Origin of the sequence: Enterobacter sp. 148H3, from assembly GCF_034107425.1 — a bacterium.
Lineage (GTDB): Bacteria > Pseudomonadota > Gammaproteobacteria > Enterobacterales > Enterobacteriaceae > Enterobacter > Enterobacter vonholyi.
Genome location: NZ_JAWNEI010000005.1, coordinates 1 through 21,977, shown reverse-complemented (window position 1 = coordinate 21,977; position 21,977 = coordinate 1). Strand labels below are relative to the sequence as shown.

At 48.0% G+C, this 21,977-nt stretch carries 21 protein-coding genes and 1 pseudogene; 8 read left to right on the top strand and 14 right to left on the bottom strand.

Features of this window, described 5'->3' with window-relative positions; all coding sequences use genetic code 11:
• Positions 1 to 201: 201 nt before the first annotated feature.
• Positions 202 to 2,370, bottom strand: coding sequence for a hypothetical protein (locus tag USH94_RS08655; RefSeq protein ID WP_111965522.1), 2,169 nt, complete (start codon positions 2,368 to 2,370; stop codon positions 202 to 204).
• Positions 2,371 to 2,705: 335 nt separating this feature from the next.
• Positions 2,706 to 3,494, bottom strand: coding sequence for a helix-turn-helix transcriptional regulator (locus USH94_RS08650; RefSeq protein WP_111965504.1), 789 nt, complete (start codon positions 3,492 to 3,494; stop codon positions 2,706 to 2,708).
• A 606-nt stretch (positions 3,495 to 4,100) separates the two neighbouring features.
• On the opposite strand from USH94_RS08650, the gene USH94_RS08645 reads away from it, so the two are divergent.
• Together USH94_RS08645 and USH94_RS08640 are read left to right on the top strand one after the other, a co-directional pair.
• On the top strand, positions 4,101 to 5,090 hold the full coding sequence (locus tag USH94_RS08645) for a glycosyltransferase (protein ID WP_111965505.1): 990 nt from the start codon (positions 4,101 to 4,103) through the stop codon (positions 5,088 to 5,090).
• 3 nt (positions 5,091 to 5,093) lie between these two features.
• Complete coding sequence (locus USH94_RS08640) at positions 5,094 to 5,552, top strand: hypothetical protein (RefSeq protein ID WP_258525061.1); 459 nt, start codon at positions 5,094 to 5,096, stop codon at positions 5,550 to 5,552.
• A 76-nt stretch (positions 5,553 to 5,628) separates the two neighbouring features.
• Here the strand turns inward: USH94_RS08640 and USH94_RS08635 are convergent, their stop codons facing one another.
• From USH94_RS08635 to USH94_RS08585, 11 genes are all read right to left on the bottom strand, one after another.
• Positions 5,629 to 6,003, bottom strand: a complete 375-nt coding sequence (locus USH94_RS08635) for a TA system toxin CbtA family protein (protein WP_111965506.1) — start codon at positions 6,001 to 6,003, stop codon at positions 5,629 to 5,631.
• Positions 6,004 to 6,052: 49 nt separating this feature from the next.
• Positions 6,053 to 6,412 carry a type IV toxin-antitoxin system YeeU family antitoxin gene (locus USH94_RS08630; protein ID WP_111965507.1) on the bottom strand — a complete coding sequence of 120 codons (360 nt, stop codon included), beginning with the start codon at positions 6,410 to 6,412 and terminating at the stop codon, positions 6,053 to 6,055.
• Positions 6,413 to 6,434: 22 nt separating this feature from the next.
• Complete coding sequence (locus tag USH94_RS08625) at positions 6,435 to 6,656, bottom strand: DUF987 domain-containing protein (protein WP_111965524.1); 222 nt, start codon at positions 6,654 to 6,656, stop codon at positions 6,435 to 6,437.
• 13 nt (positions 6,657 to 6,669) lie between these two features.
• Positions 6,670 to 7,152, bottom strand: coding sequence for a RadC family protein (gene radC, locus USH94_RS08620; RefSeq protein WP_111965508.1), 483 nt, complete (start codon positions 7,150 to 7,152; stop codon positions 6,670 to 6,672).
• The gene (locus USH94_RS08615) at positions 7,149 to 7,382 is read right to left on the bottom strand and encodes a hypothetical protein (protein WP_111965509.1); all 234 of its coding nucleotides are present in this window, start codon (positions 7,380 to 7,382) and stop codon (positions 7,149 to 7,151) included. Before USH94_RS08615 ends, radC begins: the two co-directional genes overlap by 4 nt.
• 10 nt (positions 7,383 to 7,392) lie before the next feature.
• Positions 7,393 to 7,872 (bottom strand): antirestriction protein, encoded by a 480-nt coding sequence (locus USH94_RS08610; RefSeq protein ID WP_111965510.1) that lies wholly within the window; start codon positions 7,870 to 7,872, stop codon positions 7,393 to 7,395.
• A 79-nt stretch (positions 7,873 to 7,951) separates the two neighbouring features.
• The gene (locus tag USH94_RS08605) at positions 7,952 to 8,773 is read right to left on the bottom strand and encodes a DUF932 domain-containing protein (RefSeq protein ID WP_111965511.1); all 822 of its coding nucleotides are present in this window, start codon (positions 8,771 to 8,773) and stop codon (positions 7,952 to 7,954) included.
• A 110-nt stretch (positions 8,774 to 8,883) separates the two neighbouring features.
• Positions 8,884 to 9,096: a hypothetical protein gene (locus tag USH94_RS08600; RefSeq protein WP_111965512.1), complete on the bottom strand. Its 213-nt coding sequence runs from the start codon at positions 9,094 to 9,096 to the stop codon at positions 8,884 to 8,886.
• 80 nt (positions 9,097 to 9,176) lie between these two features.
• Positions 9,177 to 9,536 carry a hypothetical protein gene (locus USH94_RS08595; RefSeq protein ID WP_010434179.1) on the bottom strand — a complete coding sequence of 120 codons (360 nt, stop codon included), beginning with the start codon at positions 9,534 to 9,536 and terminating at the stop codon, positions 9,177 to 9,179.
• Positions 9,537 to 9,590: 54 nt separating this feature from the next.
• A complete protein-coding gene (locus USH94_RS08590) occupies positions 9,591 to 10,055 on the bottom strand; it encodes a hypothetical protein (protein ID WP_111965513.1) in 465 nt (154 codons plus the stop codon).
• 419 nt (positions 10,056 to 10,474) lie between these two features.
• Positions 10,475 to 11,401 (bottom strand): hypothetical protein, encoded by a 927-nt coding sequence (locus tag USH94_RS08585; RefSeq protein ID WP_111965514.1) that lies wholly within the window; start codon positions 11,399 to 11,401, stop codon positions 10,475 to 10,477.
• A gap of 1,162 nt (positions 11,402 to 12,563) precedes the next feature.
• On the opposite strand from USH94_RS08585, the gene USH94_RS08580 reads away from it, so the two are divergent.
• The 6 genes from USH94_RS08580 (at position 12,564) to USH94_RS08555 (ending at position 21,192) form a co-directional block, all read left to right on the top strand.
• Positions 12,564 to 13,193, top strand: a complete 630-nt coding sequence (locus tag USH94_RS08580) for an inovirus Gp2 family protein (protein WP_111965516.1) — start codon at positions 12,564 to 12,566, stop codon at positions 13,191 to 13,193.
• 139 nt (positions 13,194 to 13,332) lie between these two features.
• Positions 13,333 to 13,551, top strand: a complete 219-nt coding sequence (locus tag USH94_RS08575) for a helix-turn-helix transcriptional regulator (protein WP_111965517.1) — start codon at positions 13,333 to 13,335, stop codon at positions 13,549 to 13,551.
• A 254-nt stretch (positions 13,552 to 13,805) separates the two neighbouring features.
• Positions 13,806 to 14,252, top strand: coding sequence for a putative zinc ribbon protein (locus USH94_RS08570; RefSeq protein WP_111965518.1), 447 nt, complete (start codon positions 13,806 to 13,808; stop codon positions 14,250 to 14,252).
• Between the two features lie 382 nt (positions 14,253 to 14,634).
• Positions 14,635 to 16,845 (top strand): site-specific DNA-methyltransferase, encoded by a 2,211-nt coding sequence (locus tag USH94_RS08565; protein WP_258525062.1) that lies wholly within the window; start codon positions 14,635 to 14,637, stop codon positions 16,843 to 16,845.
• Positions 16,842 to 19,415: a DEAD/DEAH box helicase family protein gene (locus tag USH94_RS08560; protein WP_320731320.1), complete on the top strand. Its 2,574-nt coding sequence runs from the start codon at positions 16,842 to 16,844 to the stop codon at positions 19,413 to 19,415. The genes USH94_RS08565 and USH94_RS08560 overlap by 4 nt, the downstream gene beginning before the upstream one ends.
• A 505-nt stretch (positions 19,416 to 19,920) precedes the next feature.
• Positions 19,921 to 21,192 (top strand): phospholipase D family protein, encoded by a 1,272-nt coding sequence (locus tag USH94_RS08555; RefSeq protein WP_228728730.1) that lies wholly within the window; start codon positions 19,921 to 19,923, stop codon positions 21,190 to 21,192.
• 283 nt (positions 21,193 to 21,475) lie between these two features.
• Here the strand turns inward: USH94_RS08555 and USH94_RS08550 are convergent.
• Positions 21,476 to 21,977: pseudogene (locus tag USH94_RS08550) on the bottom strand (hypothetical protein); the annotation flags it as partial.

Genomic DNA, 21,977 nt, shown 5'->3' with positions numbered 1-21,977 from the left:
GAGTTGTATTAGCTCAGATTTGCTCTGACACCGTTATGGCACAGATCTCAACCTAATCTGACAGGCAGCGCTGTGCCAGGAGCGGACGTTAATGAGAACAATCTGTGGTAATCAACGGGGTGTAGGTCAATTAGACTGGACTAACCCTGCCTCGGTAGATGATCCTGCCCTATAGTTGGAGCATGATTTCTCCCCGAAGCATTAATCAGATTGGCGGCGAACCTCGATTTCAACAATGTGGCGAGGTGTTCGCCCAAGCCGAGGAACGCCGTTGGCGACGGCGATGATGTCCTCATGCTCGTCGCCAGCCCACAGGCCAACAAGCTCGTGCAGAAAAAAATCCGCGTAGGAGCAGCTGGCGTCCCGCACCTGCATCGCCGAAACTGAGGTTTTGCTCGTGTGCAACTGGGTCAAATTCCTAACGAGCCGAGCTGGGGCAACCCAGAGAACCGGGCGAGGCGAGGCCGGAGTCGCGAACAGATAGTAGGCGTGTTCTGACTGCTTGAGTATGTCCTCGCACTGCTTCAGGTCGATGCCTACCCTTGAACTGAACCCCCGCCCCGAATCAGTGCCTCTGCGCTTTTTCACCTGCATAAGGGTCGCACGCTGAATCACTGTTTCCCCCTTTTCCACGATACGGCTCAGGAACAGCACGTCTGCCCCCAGCGGGGCACCGGCTGGTGTGTTCGCCCCTTCCTCCCGCTTGCTGGGTTGACGCACCTTCACTGTCAGGCTCGGATACCTCGCCCGCGTCGTAACCGAGAGCTGGCGCAACTGGCTGCTTACGTTGCCAATCGCCTCCTTCGTCAGAGTCAGGAGGCGCGCCGTATGGGCCTCCTCGTCCTCTCCCCAGGTCTCCGAATATTCGCGACAAAATTCTTCCTCAATCTGGCTAAGCGCCCTATAGATGACTTGCTCCACGGAAGGGTCGCTCAGCCAAGTTTGGGCTCCTACGCTAGGCAACTCAGTGGCTCCCTCGCCCCGGCCTACCGGCCCCTCTAGGTCCAGTGAACCCTGCTTGGACCGCAGTAGTCCCTTGCACCTCAGTTGCAGTTGCCTTACATCAGTGCCGACAAGCCGATTCGCAAACGCCAGATGTTCCTCGTCATCCATCAATCGCAAAAGCACTGGCTCGACTTCGGCGAATGCCGTCTGCTCGAGCCAAAGGCAAGCAAAATTGAGGAGCCCCTGGGCTAATTCAGGTTCCTCATTCACCTGATCGAACAGATCCTGTCGCCAGGCCTCACGGGCGGCCGGGCCTAGTTGTGTCCACAGCGTTTCTCGACCCCTCTCCAGAGATGGCAATTCTCTGAGGCTGGCAGCGACGCTTTGCTGGCTAGACAGCGCTGGGTCTCCAAACTCGTGCCAAGCCGCCGCAAGCGCGAGGTCCGAGGGTATGGTATCCACGTACAATGTAGCAAGCCTCGAGAAGGCTTTGGCAACGCACTCCTTGATATTGTCTTTCTTCTCTTTCTGCGAACGGATGTTCCAGCGCAGGAACAGATTACGTACATCCTCCGGAAATATCGTGCGGCAATGTTGGATTAGCTCAGGAAAGACTGACGGATCTGCTCGTTCAAAAACTTGTTCGCAAGCCCACCGGGACGTCTGCACTGTCGGCGAATTCGCAAATAGAGAGAAGACGAGCTCAAGCCTTCTGTCGCTTGGATAGCCCGACGACATGTCGATATGTTTTTCCAGGTAGCCGCATACACGCTGCCAATGCTGCTTGACCAGTTGATCGAAAGCCCAATTATTCGCCCCCTGATGAGGGTCGACTAGTTGAAGGACATTGATGCAATCTTCCTCGGACGTATTGACCACCAACGCCTTCATGATCTCCTGATCGTCCAAATATTTATACCGAGTATATGAACGGTCAGCGAGCAACCAGTCCACCCAAATCGCACGTGGCTCGATTTCCGCCAAAATGATTTTACGTAAGCCCGGGGGATTATCATTAAGTATGCCATCCCAGAAAGTATCCTGAGCACGCCGGTAAGAATTTGGGTCCAAGATAGAGGACGACTTCTCGATCCCCGTGGATCCGTGTCCGAGAATTTTTAAGGTCAGCGCTATCTGCCCCTGCTGTGCCGCGTTCTCGAATTCGAACATAAAGTGCTCACGCTCTGTTTGCGAACTACATATCCAATTCCTAACCGGAACACTGGGGTACTCAGTTGATAGGTGGGAGTAGTCCAGATGGAGCATGTCTTTGTGGATGGTAAAATACTGTGCGAGGAATTCGACAAGCGGCTGAGCCCAACCTTCCAACGAAATACTGGCAACTGCCGATTGATTGTCGAAGTCAATATTTACGAACAAGATGATCTCCCTTTCCCCGTAGCTGGCACCGACGACCTTCGCCATGGTGGTCTGCAAATTCTCAATAAGTCTACCGTAGCCAAATCGCAGGCGGTTCAAGGAACCGCCCTTAGACAAGAACAGACATTATAGAATTCCGGTGATCTTTTTATTACTTCTACCTAAATAAATTTGCATATTACCGATCCACTTTAGCCAGACCATGGTTGACCTGTTCCCAGTTGATTGACACACGGCATTGTTAGCAAGTTTCATGGTGACTCAACTACGGACTTCTGCTCTTCGATCAAAGCAGACTGTCAAATTTGATTGTGTGCTGCCAGTGAAAACGGTCAGACCAAGTCTGAGCTAATACAACAGATTTAAGATGCCGAAATCTGTTATGAATCATCTTCCTCGACAGACTCCAAAGCATCAAGATCTATTCGGACCATCGCAATAGAGCCAATACGGATGAAAGCATCTTCTCCATCTATGTCGGTTAACTGATATCGCTCTGTTGATTCCGGCTCTGATTCAAGAATGTCAAAAAATGCATTCATTTGACCAATATCATCGATTTCGTCGTCGTCCGAAACCTCAGGCTCACAGTACAGCCCAATAACTGGTCCACCGTTCACCATGGTGATATGAACATTCCCATAGCTTCCTTCACTGTCCTCATCATCAGGAGCAGGTGCAAAACCATCAAACAAGAATTGGTGAAAAATCACCTCTCGGGAATTTAAAGCGTAACGATGCCGCTCAGAGTCAAAAACAAAAAAAAGCTCACGGTCTGGCGCTACACTTTCCTGAAAGTGTGAGTAAAAACGACGCTTATCAGCTGGGGAAATAGGTAACAGCAAATAAGCTTGTTGCCCTCGTAGCCAGAGTTTCACCGTCCAAATGCAGCCATCCATTTCAATGCCATTAGCCGCGATATTTTCCAGCTCATCGTCACTACGGCTACCTTGATTGCGTAGTTTCTTCAGCAATTTATCGCTATCTGGAAAAACAGCGCTCAATGGCTTTTTTAAGACCGCGCTGATTGCTTGCGCCAGTCCCAACTTGGCCGCAACCTTCCCTGTTTCGATACGCTGGATCTGCTGTTGGCTGGTACCAACCATATCTGCCAACTCACGTTGAGTGATTGATAGTTGGGTACGAAGTTCTTTGATTTTGTTTTGCAAGATGACATTCCTACTACTAAGAAGTAATGGATGCCATTAAAACACACAAAAGAGTAAAAAACACAAAAATGAGTTTAATATCGGAAGGCAATATTCGTTAATGTAAAAGCACTTTCTTACCGGAGTATGGTGTGTAGGAACACGGATGGTGTTTAACGCAGAGTGAAAAAGATGATCGATTAAACCGATCGATTGATAAAAATTGATCTGCAAAATGAATTATCAGCCCCGGCACTGCCTGTGCTAAATTCCAAAAAACTCATTTAACGTATTGTTTATTAATTTATTTCCTGTCTTCTGGCGGGCGGCCTTCTTTTGTCCTGCGGGCACGGCATGGGAATGCGACAGCAGGTGATGGAATGAAAAGATGTGCCAGATGTAACAAGAAAAGAGGCGTTCTGGACCGGATTTTCGGGCTGGATAAAGAATTCTGCGATGACTGTCTGATGGTGGTTAACCAGGAAATCAGAGAAAAACGAGTGGTATCCACACCAGCACGGAAATCACCTGAACGCTCTTCCTGATAATGTTTCATACCCGGCAGGTTATTGCCCCTTATGGGGTGACAACTCTGAACCTTTCCTCTGTTTACATTCCCTTAGTGCAATGAAAATCAACATCGATATCAGCGTCATCATTCCTGCCTTCAATGCAGCTGACAGCATCGGAGCTCTGGTCCATGCACTGCTTGGCGAAACAACGCTCAGTGCTGAAATCATTGTTGTGAATGACGGTTCAACCGACGAAACATGGACGGTACTCAGCGCCATTACAGATGAACGGCTTATTCTCATTCGTCAGGAAAATCAGGGTGTGTATGCTGCCCGTAATGCTGCACTGGCGATTCACCGTGGCGAATGGGTGGTGTTCCTGGATGCGGATGACCGGGTTTCGGCAGATTTTCTGCAGGAGCGGCTGCGCACAGCCCGCGAAGCACGGGCCGATGTCGTCCTTTTCAATGCCCGGCATACAGACAGCGCCGGACATCTGCGGCATACCGTTCACCGCAGACAGCCTTACGGCCAGACGCTGACGGGGCAACACTGGATACGCCATTGCGTCAGTCAGAGGGAGTGGCCGCATTACCTGTGGCTGCAGATAATCCGTTCAGCGTATATCCGCGAGCATGACCTGAGATTCCAGGAAGGGAAAAGCCACAAGGATATTCTCTGGACGATAGAGCTTGCCGCCGCAGATGGCCGGTTTTATTTCTCTGACAGACAGGATTACTTCTGGGTGAATAACCCGGCGTCAATTACCCACCGCCCGGATTATTACGATATCCGCGCGTTCAGCTATAGCGATGTGATTGCAGATATTCTGGCACTCAGTACACAGACGCTGTACCGGTCTGTCAGACGAGCGCTGGTCAGGCATGCGCTGGTGGAAAGCCGTCACTTTCTGGGCCTGTACCGGCGCAGGGTGAATGACCGGCAGGCGGTTCGGGCGCGTTTTCGTGTGCGGATAGCCTTTCGCCATCTGGTACCCGGCGTGAGCAACCTGAGCGATGTCTTTTTCCTCCTGAAGCTGGTTCGCAATATTTATCTGCCTGGTGTCCGCAATACTCCCGCAGCCGTTTCGCAGGCGCGACGTTAATCCATGGATATCTCGACGCTTCTGGCACGGTCGTGGCAAACTGCGACAACGGGTAATGACTCCATTCGCTCTGCCAGGGATATCGTCGAACGCTGGTATGACAAAGGCGGTGACCTCACCCAACGGACCCGGCGATTTATGCTGCGGGAATGCCTGTGGATAGCCGCACATTACCGGGACACTGAAGCGGTACTCACCCGACAGTTCCGGCTGCTGGCCGTCTTACTTTATCTGGGCGGTTATTTTCCGAAAGGGAATGCCGGTGGCATGCTCCCGGAGAAGTGTTTCATTTTACTGAACGCCCCGGAATTAAGCTCCCTTCTGACAGACGATATGACTCCCGATGTTCTGGCGGCGTCCTGCCGTACCCTCCTCTACTGCAGACAGATATCTCCGTTAAGGTGTTACCGCCATACGAGCTGTCTGAGCGAACACCTGTATCAACTGTTGATGATTTGGTAAAAGCACCAGTCGTTGTGCTGGTGCCTGAGGGGCTGATAGCTGACGGTGTCGGCGTCAGCTATCAGAGCTAACGTCATTATTTCCCTCTGCTGGATCTGCCACCTGTGATGTCAGTAACGGTTTTATATCCCTTGCGTGTCATCAGCCCGGTAGCCTTCCTGGCGCGGAGCATATCAATGCTGCCGATAAACGGAGACTGCTCTTTAACGCTGAAACCGTGACGGTCAGTACGCACCAGGTCGTACTTTTCCACGATAAAATTCACCGCGTCACACAGTGAGATGCCCGCTTCAATGTGCTTCTGGATCACTTCGTCGTTGCCAAACGGCGTGTCATTCAGCATCAGACCGTAGTGTTGTTTCAGCAGATACTCCAGTAATTTTTGCCAGATTTCTATTAACGACAGAAGTGGCGAGGCCGCCCTTTGAGGGGGTCGGGATTGTGTTTGCATGGTTTGCGCTCTTTGTTGGTTGGTTTGACTAAGGAAAAGTGTCTGTGGTTTATGCGGTTGTTGCAGATGTCGGATAAATTACGATATACAAATAGCCACAGGAGCCGAGCGTATCGGCCTCACATATCAGCCCTTTTGCGTGGAGCGTAATGCAGCGCTGAATGTGGGGCGTGAGTTCGCTGCTGGTCAGCATGAGCTCCATCTGTTTCATCAGTACCGGAAATGCCTGGTCCAGATGGCGTAAATCTGCGTCATTAAATGTCCCGGCAATGCTGGCGCGGTCAGCAAGGTAATGCAGGTGGTTCCCCTTCTGTACCAGCCGGGCACCAAAACACGGCGTGATGTTGCGTCTGAGGCCCCACCAGGGTTCCGCGATGTTATGGTTGATGACACGGGTTGCTTTCTGCATATAAGTACTCCTTAACGGTGCGTTAATTCAGGGTGACGCTGCGCAGGATCACATACGGACCGTTGCGGTCCTGTCGGCGTTCAGCAAACACGGCCAGCACACCCCGGATATCCTGCACTTCCCTGCCGTGGTAATGGCAGATACTGCCGGACCACTTATATTTCCCGGTACAGAAGCGAAACAGCCGGGACTCAGAATGCTGGCGGTATATCGCCATTGCCTGACGTTTACTGATGATTCTCATCATTATTCTCTCCCTAAAGCCAGCCACGCTCGGCAAACGAGACGATGTCCATGCCTCCCACGACCAGGTGGTCCAGCAGGCAGATATCCACGAGTTTAAGTGCCTGCTTCAGATGGTCAGTGAGCAGTCGGTCGGCATGGCCGGGTTCCGCATAACCTGACGGATGATTGTGTGAAAGCACAATGGCAGCCGCGTTGTATTTCAGTGCTGCCTTTATCACTTCACGGGGATGTACCTGCGTATGGTTGATGGTGCCAGTGAAGAGCGTTTCATGAGCAATAAGCCGATGCTGGTTATCAAGGAAGAGCACCATGAAGACTTCACGCTCCAGCGTGGCGAGCTGCAGACGGAGCCAGTCGCGGACCGACTGGCTGGAGGTGAATGCCTCGCCGGGTTCGCGTAACTGGCGTTCCAGTAAGGTCAGTGCGCGTCTGATGGTGCGCTGTGCTGCGGGAGATATTCCCCCGCGATCAGGGGAACAAGTGGTGGCATTCATTTGCTTTTCCTGTCTGTTGACGTGTCGGGAGGGGATGTGTTGTACAGTTTCACGGCAACGACGAACCCGTCGTGCAGGGATTCAAACCATGACCAGATATGGAAGAGAGGGGTACCCGTCGGGAAATGCAGGAAGGGGTCGTCGGTCACAACGTCACCGTCCTCATCCCTGACCGTTGTTTTCCCCAGCGCATCCCACAGGGCATTCAGGTGAGACAGTTCATACGGCATGGCAGGACGCTCAGTCGATAATGCGCATGATGGCGCTGCATTCTGCGTGGTTCAGCGCATAGTCACGCAGACGCCAGTAATGTTCCGTCATGGCGTCGCATTCCGTGCGGCAAGCGTGATGACTGTAAGCGACAAGACAGACTGCAATCCCGGCGGCTTCGGCGCTCATGTCTGCGGCGTTGCCATTCATAGTGTTGAACAGCGACCAGAAGGCATCGTTGTCCGTTTCCGGAACCATGAAGGCCCCGCCGTTGCTGAGAGAATAAAAACTCCAGATACCGCCGCTGTAGTCAGCGCAGAACCGGTCCATCCACGCAAAGACCTGCGGTTCAAGGGTTATCCACTGTGGAATGTTGCCAAAGTACTGCGGCCAGAATTCCACACGCTGTTCGTCCAGCACAGGCGTGGCAGCCAGAGCAGGTGCAGAACCGTTATCGCCAGCCTGGTGAGGTATCTGATTGTTATCGTAGACATTAATAATATCGGTCATGTTAATTTTTCCTTATGCATGTAGATGTCGAATGGAGGTCTCGGGCCGGGGATTGATTTCGGTGGCGGGGCGCGGGTGATTACCTGTCCAACAGGTTCAGCATGTTCTCCGCCATCACCCAGAGCGCACGGTTTAACTTAATGTCGCCATCAATCCCGTTTACTGGGCGGGTGTGGGTACGTTTCCCCTGCGCGGTACGGCCACTTAGTCCGCCTTTCAGCAGGTTTTCCTGGATGCGCTGGTAAGTGGTCCACAGGTCATCGCTCTCGTCCTGCCAGCGGCGAGGTGCAAGAATTTGCGATTCAGTCACTGGCTGGTACTCTTCCCCAAAACGATATGTGAGCGCCGCTTTAGCCAGTGCATGTTGTGCGGGTGACGGGAGTTGCACGGACTGCATGGCGTCACGTTTCTCTTCCACCCGCTCAAAGACGCTGAGAACCTCATAGGCCCCCTCAATCACCTTCCCGACAACGTCGCCCCTGTGTGGCACGCGGATCTCGCCAAACGACTGTCCGCAAACGAGCGAATTGGTGCAGACGCTTCGGAATATCCCCGGCAGCAACTGAAAACTTGATGCGCCATCGTGCGAATTCAGAATGATGATTTCCGGTACCTGCTGACCGTTTATCTGACCGGCACGACGCAGGCGCAGCATATGCTTTGTATGTTCCCGTCGGCTCTGGTCGCGCACTCGTGACTGACAGGCAAAGAATGGCTGGAACCCTTCACGTTTAAGGTTCTCCAGCAGGGTAATGGTGGGTATGTAGGTGTACTTTTCGCTTCTGGAGTCGTGCTTGTCTTCCCCGAAGACGCTGGGGACATGCTGCATCAGTTCTTCGCGGGTTAAGGGACGGTCACGGCGAATCTGGTTCACCCGACCAAAACGGCTGGCTAATCGCATAGTTGATTCCTCATCTGATTAATCTGAAGGCATAAAAGCAAAAGCCCCTGCTCCGTGAGGAGGCAGGGGCAGATATGTTGTTCACTGTGGGAGGGCTATGGCGGGCAGGACTACAGCGTATCCAGAATCTTCAGTATCTGCGCCATCAGGGCGGTGATAAGTGCAGTGACCAGCAACGTGACCGCTTCCCGGGCTTTATCAATACTGTTGTCATCGTAGCCTGCCTGACGCAGGCGAATTTCAATAAACTGCCGGGCCTGATGCCCGCCGCACCAGGTAAGTGCCTGGCTCAGGGCCGTCACCAGCATTTTCAGAAAGATCATAGGGTTTGCTCCGGACTGCCTGGCGGCAGCCCTCTGGTGGAGTGAAGATTTATTTGAGGAAGCTGATATAGGAAAGTGGCTCAGTGGTAGGTGTAACGCCATCCCCCCTTGTCAGTAGTGACGACGACTTCTGAAGCAACGCAGTTATTATAAAAATTTACTTTGACGGACTCCCCGTAGCGCAAGGAGGCGGGCAGAATAGTTTCCTTATTGCTGGAATATAGGTACTTCTGGTTATCAATACGACAGTTACCCCGGTTCACATCTATCTTTTCAACTTTGATACTATCATCCAGCGAGGTGACAACGACCGTGACATAGCGTGTTCCGGCAGGATGAACCTGATTACTAGTCTCCACTTTGATGGTCGGCGCTGGCTCTGCCAGCGTATGAGCTGAGAGTGCAAGCAGTGCGGGCACCAGCATGTGTTTAAATTTCATAATCTGTTCCTTTTTAAAATAACGTAATCAACAGGCGTCAAACTCAGATGCAGGCTAGAGTGCATCTTTACCCACGCAACCGTGTGTCCCGAATGCCGGTAGTACCTTAGCCGCCCCGGCTAGCGTGAAAATGGCAGACTTAACACCGTCTCCTGTCACTGAGACCTGTTTGCCATTACGTAACTGAGCCCAGGCCTGCGCCAGGTTGTTACCACCCACCCGACTCTCAGATTCGCTGATATCAATGGGTACTCCATCGTCAATGCTGAGCTGAAGGTTTTTATCCCCGTCCATACTGACCTGATGCCCACTGGCATCAGTGAATATGATCGTGGTCGGTTGCGAGCCGTAATCCTCGCAGGTAAGAGACAATTGCGACTGACCTTCCCCGTTGATAACAAACTCTGATACTCCCTGGGCCCAGCCCTTGCTCCATGTCTCATGATTACCGAAGGCCTGTGCCAGTACGGGTATCAGTGAACAGGCCAGCAGAAAAGTGTGCATCATTTTTCTTTTCATTATTAAAACTCCTTTGGTTGTAGAATCCCCTACCAGAAAGGAGATATCTATCTGATTTTAAATAGAACATTAACAGCCATAAGTATCCCATGGGGATTTTATAGCCACATAGGTGAAGGGGATAACAATGAAATTCGATCGGTCCGATCGACAAAATCGATCGTAGTTAAACAAAGATATTTATCGAAAAGCCCCACAGGGTTTATCGACAGTCGGGCTTCGCTTCAGGAGGATGGTATGTATCTCAAAATTTACTGAAAAGCAGGAGGAGACAGATTATGTAGGTTTTTGTTTATGGTGGGCATCACACGTTACTATGTGTATCAACAGACGATAGCTGGTGGAATGCTACCGGTAATGTGAACTGCAGGGCTGAATATGCGCCAGCATACTCTTCGGGTGATGAATCAAAATCTGGCTTATTTCTTTATTTTCGAGAACCCCTGACTTTTGTTTTTTCCAGGAAAAACAAAAGTCAGCTTTGACAGTGTGTACAGGTGTAACTCAAACACTTTGTTATTAATTTTATTTATATTGGAGGACATCTCCTGGAGTATATCCGCTCCATTATAGTCATTATAAATGAACAACTCATTTTTTTCGTCATCGTGGTATGGGCTGACCTCATAGAGGCACCTGTCTCCGGCAACACCTCCTTTTGATAAACGAGGACCAATAAAATCTTCTGTTATTATAAAGTAACGAATACTTCCTTTGAGACCTTGTTTTTCCAGAACATTCAACCATGTTTTGTTTATCGATAATCCAACCACATGGTTGAAATCTTTTTCTTTGAAGTAGAGGGTGAAATGAAGATAGGGGTATCCATCACGGCGTCGAAGGAGAACCCAGAAATATGCTGCTACGTGTGAATACAACGTCAGGGATTTAAAGTTATTAGTGAATTTCTTTACCAAATCCTTAATGAGGTTATTATGGACATCGGTCGTCAGGTAGTTGTGTGTGTTTTTATCAATATCCAGAGAAAAGCAAACATACCCTGCTTTGGGATGAGATCTTAGCACTTCGTGATGATAGTCTCTCAGTCTTCGGTATGCCGACATTTTTTTATAGATACACTGCCTTGTTACTGCAATGATTTGTTCTTTATATTCAGGAGAGCATTCATCAGAGAACATGATCTCGCCATCAGTAATCCCCTCATAGTAATAATTTAATTCAGTAATGAGATCTATGGCTTTTTCTCTAACGCTGTCATTATAAAAAAGACACCAAGTATTTACCAACATGTTCAGATGTCCTCTGTCTCGCCTTATGTTCTTATGCATGTCAGATTTCCTGGGGTAGAGGAACCTGAAATCGTCCATCATGTTGTAAGCCTTCATCTGGTTTCCTTTTCAACGGGCAACAGGACCATAAGTCACTATGACCTTATAACATAGCCATGCAATAAAGTAACATTTGTTGTGGTAAAAAAATGGCATGACTTGTAGAAATAATCATTGAGAATAAGGAGTGAAATGTACTATAGCTGCATACTGGGTTTATGCGGTTTATCTGCTGTGCATGGTGGGGATTGTTCATGCTCGCAGGCAGTTTCGGATTCTGCATGGTAAGGTACCGGATAAAAAGGATGGCGCTGGAGGCCCCGGTCTGGTATTTAGGGCAGAGATGCAGGGTGGTTTGTTATACCGGCTCATTGAGGACCCGTGCAGAAAGGACAACGATTATTCCATGGCAGGCGTGGAACTTGATATGTTATTTTTTACCAGACTGACAAACAGATATGCGACAAGAATACCAGGGAATTAACGCGAAACCGCCCTCAGTTGTTACTCCCGCCATGAACTTGTCATCGTCTTAGACAGGTCGTAAGCACTCCCAGTGAAACTCGATAGATAACTGTTCTGAAGTGACAAAAAATGCTGTATAGCAGACTGACTAACTTGAGAGTGATGCTGTTCTGTTAAAAATACAAAAACTATCGTGTAAGACCTGTTTTTACCTTTGAGAGTTTAGCTTCTTGTGTTGGTAATAGTAATATATGTCTTTTCTGATTAAGGCATGCATCATTACCACTCTTAGGTGAGATTAAGTTATATCATGGTGACTAATACATATTCAATTACAATCTATTTATAACATAACCTCTCACAATATTAAATCCCACCACACCCTTTCCAATAAGTATACACTTGTTAGTTGATACGAGTCACTGTTCAACCATTATCTTTATTGCCAATGAAATGATATCATAGGGAATATCAAATGATTTCTCATTGTAGTCATGGTTATGTCTCTCGATACCTAAAAGCCCGATAAAAATCAAGCCACGAACAATGTAATTAATAGCCAACCAACTATGCAAAGTCTTTAATAAGCGCGCAAGTTTATTTCTATAACAAGCCTGTTAAACAATGTAATTAAATACCTGATTCACCATTTGTATGTACTACGCGCAGGCGGCCTCCGCTGACTACCTGCGAACATTACCATGCGCTTTCTTTGATAGTCCACCTATTTCCAAATAATACTAGGAGTTACGCTATGTTTAATAAAGCATTACTGGACCATCGTCATTCCCCGTTTAATTCACGCTATTTAGAACGGCTGGAGAATGTCATGGCTTGTGCTATAGCTGAGTATCCACGAACCTTTGCCCTGAGGGTAGATTTACACTTTTCCCCTGAATGGGCAGCAGACGACAGTATCTGCTGTCACCCTAATACCTCATCTAACGTCATGGCGCGTTTTACTCGCTCCCTGACAGCAAAGATCGGCCATTATCGTCAACAACGTTGTTTGAGAGGCCTGCGGGATTGTTCTTGCAAGTTACGTTATTTCTGGGTCAGGGAAACTGAAACGGCTCTGCACAGTCACTACCACGCGCTACTGTTCTTCAATAAAGACTTATTCCGGTCTCTGGGATCGGCGGGATACAGCAGCCTGTGGAACATGATACACGAAGCCTGGCTGAGCGCACTGGGGTTAACCGATTATCCCGAATACAGCCGCCTGGTCCATTTCCCGGAAAGTGGCTCTTACATTCTTGAGCGTGACAAACCTGTATTTTATCAGCAGTACGAAGACCTGGTCTTCCGTGCAAGTTACCTGGCAAAAGAGCGGACAAAACATTACTCCGCTGATACACGTTCCATGGGTGCCAGCCAGGGGTAGGCTGGCTACACCTTCGTTCTGGCTGTAACACGGTATTTTTTTTACTGGCAATCCCTATCCTCTGAAGGAGTACTGGCGTGCAATAGAACTCAACCACGCCGGACTCCTCCCGTCATTCATTTTCAGAGGGAGAGATTCCATGACTACAGCCATTTACCCCATTCTTTGCGCAGAAGACCCACTTATCGACATGGTATACATCACCACATACACAGGTATGACCGACAAGTGGTTCTACAAGCTTATTCAGGATGGCGAATTCCCGAAACCCATCAAGCTGGGACGGAGTTCCCGTTGGTATAAAAGCGAAGTAGAAAGCTGGATGCAACAGCGTATTGCAGACTCGCGGGGAGCCTGAATATAAAGCCCTCGCCCACAGGGAAATGTCATTCCCGTAAAGTAGCTAACTGCATAACACTCCGCTGGCAGTGCGAACGTTGCGAACGGCGCTATTGCGGCGTGAAACCCTGCCCCATTTGCAGCCGAAAGCCCTGAACCATCAGTTCCAGTCATCCATAAGCAACTTGTAACCCACCATCCTCCACACAGACAGCCATCTCGTTCCGGGACGGTACCTGCCTGCATGTCGTATGGTGGTAAGGAGTCAGTCCGATGAATTTTAAGACCATCACCAGTGAGAATCAGCACGCCGAAATTCGTATGCTGAAGTGCTACCTCGCCAGTGACCACCGTGGACATTTTGTGACAACCAGTGAAGCGGCGAACATGCCTGGACAGGTATGGAGCTGCGTATCCTGTGGCTGTCGACTCATCTTCCATATTGGCACGCACGCTGACTCACCCTGGTTCGAACATGACCAGAGGACAGTAGCTGCCAATACGTTGATGAGCTGTGCGCATATTGACCCGGCAGTGAAAGCGGAGATACGCAACAGAACATTATGCAGTCTTTTTAACACCCCGGATTCCCCGGTAATGTCGCTGGCCTGGTACTGCGTCTGGTGCGCTAATCATTACAGCGGGGAAAAACGCTGCACTACCTGCGGGGCCGGTATTTACAGTATTGAGGAAGCCTGCTGGCAGAATAATTACACTTGAATTGCTCTACTTGTTGGGGAGAGGCCAAACAACAGCTTCACTTGGTCTGTCACATGAGCAACCATGATTTTAACATGAGCATAGTGTGGGCAGAGCGGCCACTTCCCTACTGATGGTGTTAAGATTTTATTGTTTATTAAATAGTTTTACCCACTCAGAAAATGAAACAACAAGGGAGAACCAGTAGGATCGCCGTATGAGTGGCTGTGCTCGATGGGGTGATATATGTTTGAAATTATTTGGATTGTCTGATGTCACTTAGATAACGAGAACCGGGCTACAGACATGCTGGTATTAACCTGTGACACTCGGTTTTAGGATCGATGAAGTCGTTGATTAATGTTAGTATTACAGCCAATTTTTCAATGTTCTGATTCCGTCAATGGATCAACGTATTGGGAGTTCCTACGAACCGAACGTTCAGAACTTGCATTGCTCAGAATTGATAAGAAAAAAGGAATATATGTCCAGGCTGACTGATTTAATTGCTAAAGCGAAGGCCAAAGACCCACAACTGGGTGCTGACCTAGATCGAGAAATCAAGATCCTGTCATCACGCCTTCCCTTCGGGCTGAATTTCGAACGACATAGCCCTGAAGTAGTAGAACTACCATTGCGACCTATTCGCAAAGGGGACAAGGTTCGCGTTCTGCCAGAGCGTGGTTCTACTAAGAAAGGTGATCAACGGTTGTGGCAGGTTAAAACCATCCACAAGACGAGGAAGGTCGCTGATCTGGAGTTGCTGGGCACGGTTGAGGTCGAGACTCAAACTGTAGCGCTGAGCGACCTTGTAGTTATAGCTGAATTTCGTGACACGATCTGGCCGGGTCTAGTTAGTACGGGAAAAGTGCAACGAGGTGGAGACAAGCCTTTCCATTCAGTGATCAATGGCGAGAACTACCATGTGTTGAAGGCGTTGACCTATACCCATAGGGGAAAGGTGGACGCCATCTATATTGACCCGCCGTATAACACAGGTGCAAAGGACTGGAAGTACAACAACGACTACGTCGAAGAACAAGATTTGTATCGGCACAGTAAGTGGTTAGCTTTCATGGAGCGCCGATTGAAGATTGCAAAGGAATTGTTGAACCCCGCTGATTCTGTACTTATCGTCACCATTGATGAAAAAGAGTATTTAAGATTGGGACTGCTGCTGGAACAGACGTTTCCAGAAGGAAGCATACAAATGATTAGTAGCGTGATAAATCCAAAAGGAACAGCGCGCGCTAATGAATTCTCCAGAATTGACGAATACATTTTCTTTGTTACCTTCGGTAGCTCGAAGTTGACCCGTTGGAGTCGAGATATGCTAACGGATCGCGACTACTCAGAGGACGGCGATGTCAGATGGCGAGGACTTGCCCGGACAGGTCGAAAAGGGCTCCGACCACACAATCCTGGATCATGGTATCCAATCTATATTAAAACGGATGGCTCTGGAATTCACTCGGTTGGCGACACAGTTCCGCTCGATGAAGAAGATCCAGTTACTACTCCTGAGGGAACTATTGCCGTATGGCCTCCCTCTAACGATGGGCAACAGTACAGTTGGTCCGTTGTGCCCTCCACTCTTCGGGAATTAATCTCCCGTGGAGCAGTCCGTCTCGGACGAGTGGATTTGGCAAAAAAATCTGTTCCGGTTTACTACCTCTCTTTTAATCAGCTTCAGCTAATCGAAGATGGTGTTATTCAGGTCACGGGACGGAATGCCGATGGTTCATTAATTACTGCCTATACAGAAGGTAGCCGTTCAACAGCACCAAAAACTATTTGGAATATGACTTCACATGATGCTGGAAGTCATGGAACGAACATTATCCGCGCTCTGCTTCCAGGCCGGCGTTTTCCATTTCCAAAATCGTTATATGCAGTTGAAGACGCACTTCGCTTTTTCGTTGCTAACAAGCCCGAAGCAATTATTCTCGATTTCTTCAGTGGTTCTGGAACAACTGCCCACGCGGTCATGCGCCTGAACAAGCAAGATGGTGGACGTCGTCAGTGCATCTCCGTCACTAATAACGAAGTAGCTGCCGACGAACAAAAAAAGTTACGTGAACAAGGATTACGTCCCGGTGATTCTGGTTGGGAAGAACGAGGGATTTGCGATTACATTACCAAGCCGCGTGTGCAAGCTGCTATCACAGGTAAAACCCCTGATGATACACAGATTAAAGGAGAATATAGAATTACTGATGTATTCCCCATGTCTGAAGGGTTCGAGGAAAACGCTGAGTTCTTCACCCTGACCTACGAAGCTGAGAAGTCGGTTAGCCATAACCTAGCCTATGCACGCATTGCGCCGTTGCTGTGGCTACGCGCGGGCGCGCGCGGCAATCGTATTGAAAAACTGCCTGCTGAAGGATGGGAAGTAGCTGATGCTTATGGCCTGCTGTCGGCTGTGGATCAGGCCACACCTTTCATTGAAGCCATTAGCCATGCTAGTGACGTACGGGTAGCCTTTATCGTCACTGACGATGACCGCCACTTCCAGGCTGTCACCAGGCGTCTGCCAAAAGGTGTTGAGCCGGTACGTTTGTACGAATCGTACCTGACCAATTTCAGCTTCACCAGTGGGGAATTAACAGAATGAAGTTCACTCTCAAGGACTACCAGCGCGATGCGGTACGTGATTCGCTGGTGAATCTCGGAAAAGCTCGCCGTTACTGGCATAACGAAAATGACAAGAGTGCCTTCTCTTTAACGGCAGTGACCGGTGCGGGTAAGACCGTCATGGCTGCCGCTGCGTTTGAAGCATTGTTTCATGGTGACGACGAATTTAATTTCGATGCCGATCCTGGCGCGGTAGTGATCTGGTTCAGTGACGATCCTGCACTGAACGAGCAAACTCGCTTTCGCTTGATGGAAGCCAGTGACCGTATCAACTACAACGATATGGTGGTGGTTGAACATCCTTTCAGTCGGCGCAAATTTCAGGCTGGAAAAATCTATTTCCTTAACACGCAGAAGTTTGGCAAAAAAAGCCTGCTGGTGCGCGGGTTTGATGATAAGGGCGGGCTTTTCGAAGCAGCCCCTGATGCACAGGCTTATACGCTGTGGGATACCATCCAGAACACCATCGAAGACCCGGATCTGACACTTTATTTGGTACTGGACGAAGCGCACAGGGGGATGGGTTCGTCTACGACTTCCAGCGAAGCAGCTAAAAGTACCATTGTACAACGGCTCATCAATGGTTCGGCTGGAGTTAAGGGTATTCCAGTAGTGTGGGGTATTTCCGCCACAGTTGAACGTTTCGACAAAGCCATTGCGAATGCTGGTCATCATGTCAAACTGCCGAATGTGATGGTTGACTCGGCTAAAGTGCAGGAATCTGGACTTATCAAGGACGATATCATTCTTGGTGTACCAGATGAAGCCGGTGACTTTGATACCGTGTGGGTACGCCGTGCTGCCGACAGACTCAGGGAAGTGACCGATGCATGGGCAGAGTATGCAAAACAGCAGGAAACTGTGCGCGAAGTAGTGCCGCTGATGGTATTCCAGGTACCCAATACGCCTGACCCGAACGAAGTGGGGCGTTGGCTGGATACGCTATTCTCTCGTTACCCCGAATTGCCCATTGACAGTGTTGCTCATGTTTTCGGTGAACATACCACGCAGCGTTTCGGCCAACACCAAGTACCTTATATTGAACCGCAGCGGGTGCAGGAATCAACTTGGGTGCGTGTACTGATTGCTAAAGATGCTATCAGCACTGGCTGGGATTGCCCGCGTGCCGAAGTGATGGTCTCCTTCCGCGCTGCCAGCGACAGGACGCATATTACGCAATTGTTGGGGCGTATGGTGCGTACTCCACTGGCAAGACGTATTCCGGGTAATGAGCGCTTAAACTCAGTAGAATGCCTGCTGCCCAAGTTTAATACTAATACCGTGAGAGATGTCGTCAATACCTTGTTTAAGGGCGATGATACATCTCCTCCGAGCGGACGCATCCTAGTTAACCCTGTGGAGATGAAACCTAACCCGGCGGCTTCAGCTGCCGTATGGGAAGCATTTGAAGTGCTACCTTCGCAAACCCGACCACAGAAAGGAGCCAGACCCGCCAGACGTCTGACCGCGCTGGCACAGGAACTGGTTGATGACGGCATTCTTGATGGGGCAGTCAGGAAAGTCCATGCTGCTTTGCACGCTGTCCTGGACAAGTTCCAGACAGAAAATGCTGAAAAAATCAAAAACAAGCGCAATGCAGTGCTCGTTGTAGATGGTAAGGCGGTGGTTGCCAGCCTGAAGAACAAAGCAATGACCTTCAATGAATTCTGGGAGGAGGCGGACGTAGCGGTGATTGATGACGCCTACCGGCGTGCAGCCCGAATCTTCAGCCCGGATGTTTCACGTACCTATGTGGAATATCTGGCCGATAAGGTCGCGGATCGAGAAAAGGATGCAGAGGAGTACCTGGAAGCGATCATGGAAGCTCGTGTAACCGTTGCTGGCCTAGGTCTAGTGATGGAGGTGCAGGATTACTTCGATGGCGAGGCGGATAAACTGGCGAAGGCATGGCTGGCCGAGTACACACCGCAGATCAAATCATTGAAAGATGAGCGTAAAGAGGCCTATCGTCAAATCGTCGAAATGAGTACCGAACCGCAGGACGTAGATTTAGTTAGGCCAGAAAACAAGTTTGAAATGACCCGGGCTCGTGAAGGAGAGATGGAAACTGCTCTTCCAACCTGGAAGCACCATCTGTTGTGTGATGAAAGCGGGAACTATCCTGCTCAGTTGAACCATTGGGAAACCACGGTTTTCGAGACCGAAACCAAGCGTGAAGGATTTGCTTTCTGGTATCGTAATCCACAATACACAGGGCAGTCGTCACTAGGCATCGCCTATGTTGAAACCGAACAATACAAAATTGTTCGTCCCGATTTCCTGTTCTTTGCCGAACAGAATAGCGAAGTGGTTGTGGATCTAGTAGATCCACATGGCCTACATCTGGCTGATGCTTTACCCAAACTAAAAGGGCTGGCGTTGTATGCCAAACATCATTCCGATGCTTTCAGACGAATCGAATCCGTCGCCGAAGTGAAGGGTAAATTGCGGGTTTTGGATTTGAAACGGCAGGATGTTCAGGATGCTGTAGCTGCGGCTGAAAATGCAGAATCATTATTTAGCAGCAATCTTGCGGATTATTATCAGTAATCTATTGATTATCAAGAACGGAAATGGCCTTTTACTTATAAAAGGCCATTCTTATAAAATACTATCCTCGGCCCTCCTTCCTCACCAAATAATTTTTCATAAAATTCAGTCACATAATCCAATTAATTAGGATTATGGAAGGATACCATTCAGCCTGCATCTACATATCCGCTCACCCCTTATGACGGGGCTCCCCACCCCCTAATATGATCGCTGTCGAGGAAAATACAGGCCTCAAATGGGTCAGCACCACCATAACAATTCGAGTTAAGATACGGTGATACGAGCGGATTAACTACATGATAAAGTGTATAAGAATGATTTTGAGATACATTAGCTCATATTTGACCTGACACAGCGATAGCACAGAGTCGGACCCAATTGGCAGTCCGCTTTGTGCCGAGAGCAGAAGTTGCTGATATTGTGTTATCTTAATATGAGAAGCAGCTCAAGATATCTAAAAGTGCATGGTCCGGTTTGCCAGAACATCTACAGGATAATACTGATGGATTTGTATACTAATCGAGTTTCAAAGAATGACTTCATTAAACACGGTATCATCAACCATATTGAAGATGGTATGGATCTTTTTATTGCATCAGCATTTTTTACAGAATCTGATATTATTGATGAATTCCTTGCTAGAGGGTGTCATTTGAGAATCATTGTTCGCCTTGGTTTTCCAACCTCACCTGTGGCACTTGAGAAACTTCTAAATCACGATAACGTAGAAGCTAGATTCTTCACAAGTAATTCTTTTCACCCAAAGCTATACATTTTTGGCGATAAAACAATCTTATTGGGATCCGCTAACCTAACTCGATCTGCCACTTTATCTAACCAAGAGGTTATGGTAGGACTTGACGCTGAAGATCATCGATTCGCTGATCTTCAAGAGCTTTTTGCTGAATATTGGGATGAAGCAGAAGTTCTAACAAAAGATGCTATAAAAAAATATCGCAGCATTTATAGTAAATTCTCACAGGTAAACAGATCTTTGTCAGAAATGGAAAATACTATTACCGATATAATAGGTGATGTGAATTTCTCAAATATCAGCCGTGGCAGCAAGAAAACCACTAATAAATCTATATTTTTGGGCACTTACCAGAAATCTTATCAAGAAGCTGTAACGGCCTTTCGCCGTATTGAAAATGTGTATAATAACCATGAAAGAAAAGTAGATGGAGATTTAATTCCATTACGACTAGAAATTGACTCATTTTTCAGCTTTGTTCGAGATTTTTATGCAACCCAAGATACTTGGAAAGACCAGCCTCTTGGATGGGATGAACAACAAAAATATAGAACTAAAATCCTTATTGATGAATGGTTAACAACGAAATGGGAGCATTTTGAAGATCGAATTGTGCCAGTTAATTATCCTTTAATTAAAGGGGTGTTGGGTTCAAAAGAGTCAATAAAAGCAGCATCAATGGATAATATAGTTGATGCCCTATGTGTTTTACATTCATTCCATGACCGATTCCGATTCTACAAAGGTGGCCTCGAAACATTGAAATCTTCATTCATTGAGTACAATAGTGAAAAACAGGTTAAAAATACTCTGACGTATCTTCTATACGGCACAGGGGATACTATATCGCGCATGGCTGACTGTATTTACGATAGGGAATATAAGTTAAACCATTTTGGTAAATCGAATATTCAGGAACTTATTGGCTGGATAAATAATGAAGAGTTACCTGTAATCAACGGTAGAACAACTAAGGTGTTGAGATACTTTGGAAATAAAATTCGTCAAATAAATGAATAGTTGTAAAAAAATAATTAATGTGAATATCTGAATAAAGAGAATATACTTATTTCAGAACAGCACTGGTAATCAAGTTGTCGATGCCCAGTTTAATCGGAACATCCACAATCAAAGCTTCCGTGTTCTCTATTACAATTAAGTCAACTTCCGTTCCTCGCTCATAGCTGCGGTTAAAATATCTCACATTCAGAATGAGCGGCGACAGTCGCATCCCTGATTAAAGGCCTGAACATTCAGGCCCATCGGCATTATTCAAATCAAACCCAAAAAAATTATTTTTAACTTATAACTCGTTCAAACGGTCCCTGACTCTCATCGCACATGTTATGGGATCTGCCACAATATCCTTACCAAAGATCCTTATGCTAAAAATACCAATTTCTGCTAAGGACTTATCAATACTACTGTCTTTATCAGTAGATTCCTTGGACGAATGATGCTCTTTAGAATCACAAAAAACTGCCAACTTTTTTTCAGGAAAATAGAAGTCAGCATCTGTTATGGCATTCAAGCGTTTACGTGAGCGAGAGTTTTCCCACAATTTATGCAAGCTAGGGATCGTGAGTCCATCTTTAGTAATTATCGTCTGAATTTCAGGTGTTAAACCTAGGCTGTCCATTGCCTGAAGTAAAAAAAGTTCGATTGGTGAATCACAACCCCATATTTTCCTTGGCTTTATTTTTTTAAATTTCTTGAAGTATCTGTCCTTTCTATATCTTTTGTAATCAGCTTTTATTTGCGCATTATTATCAATGGATTTGATGATTGGAGGTATGACATTATGG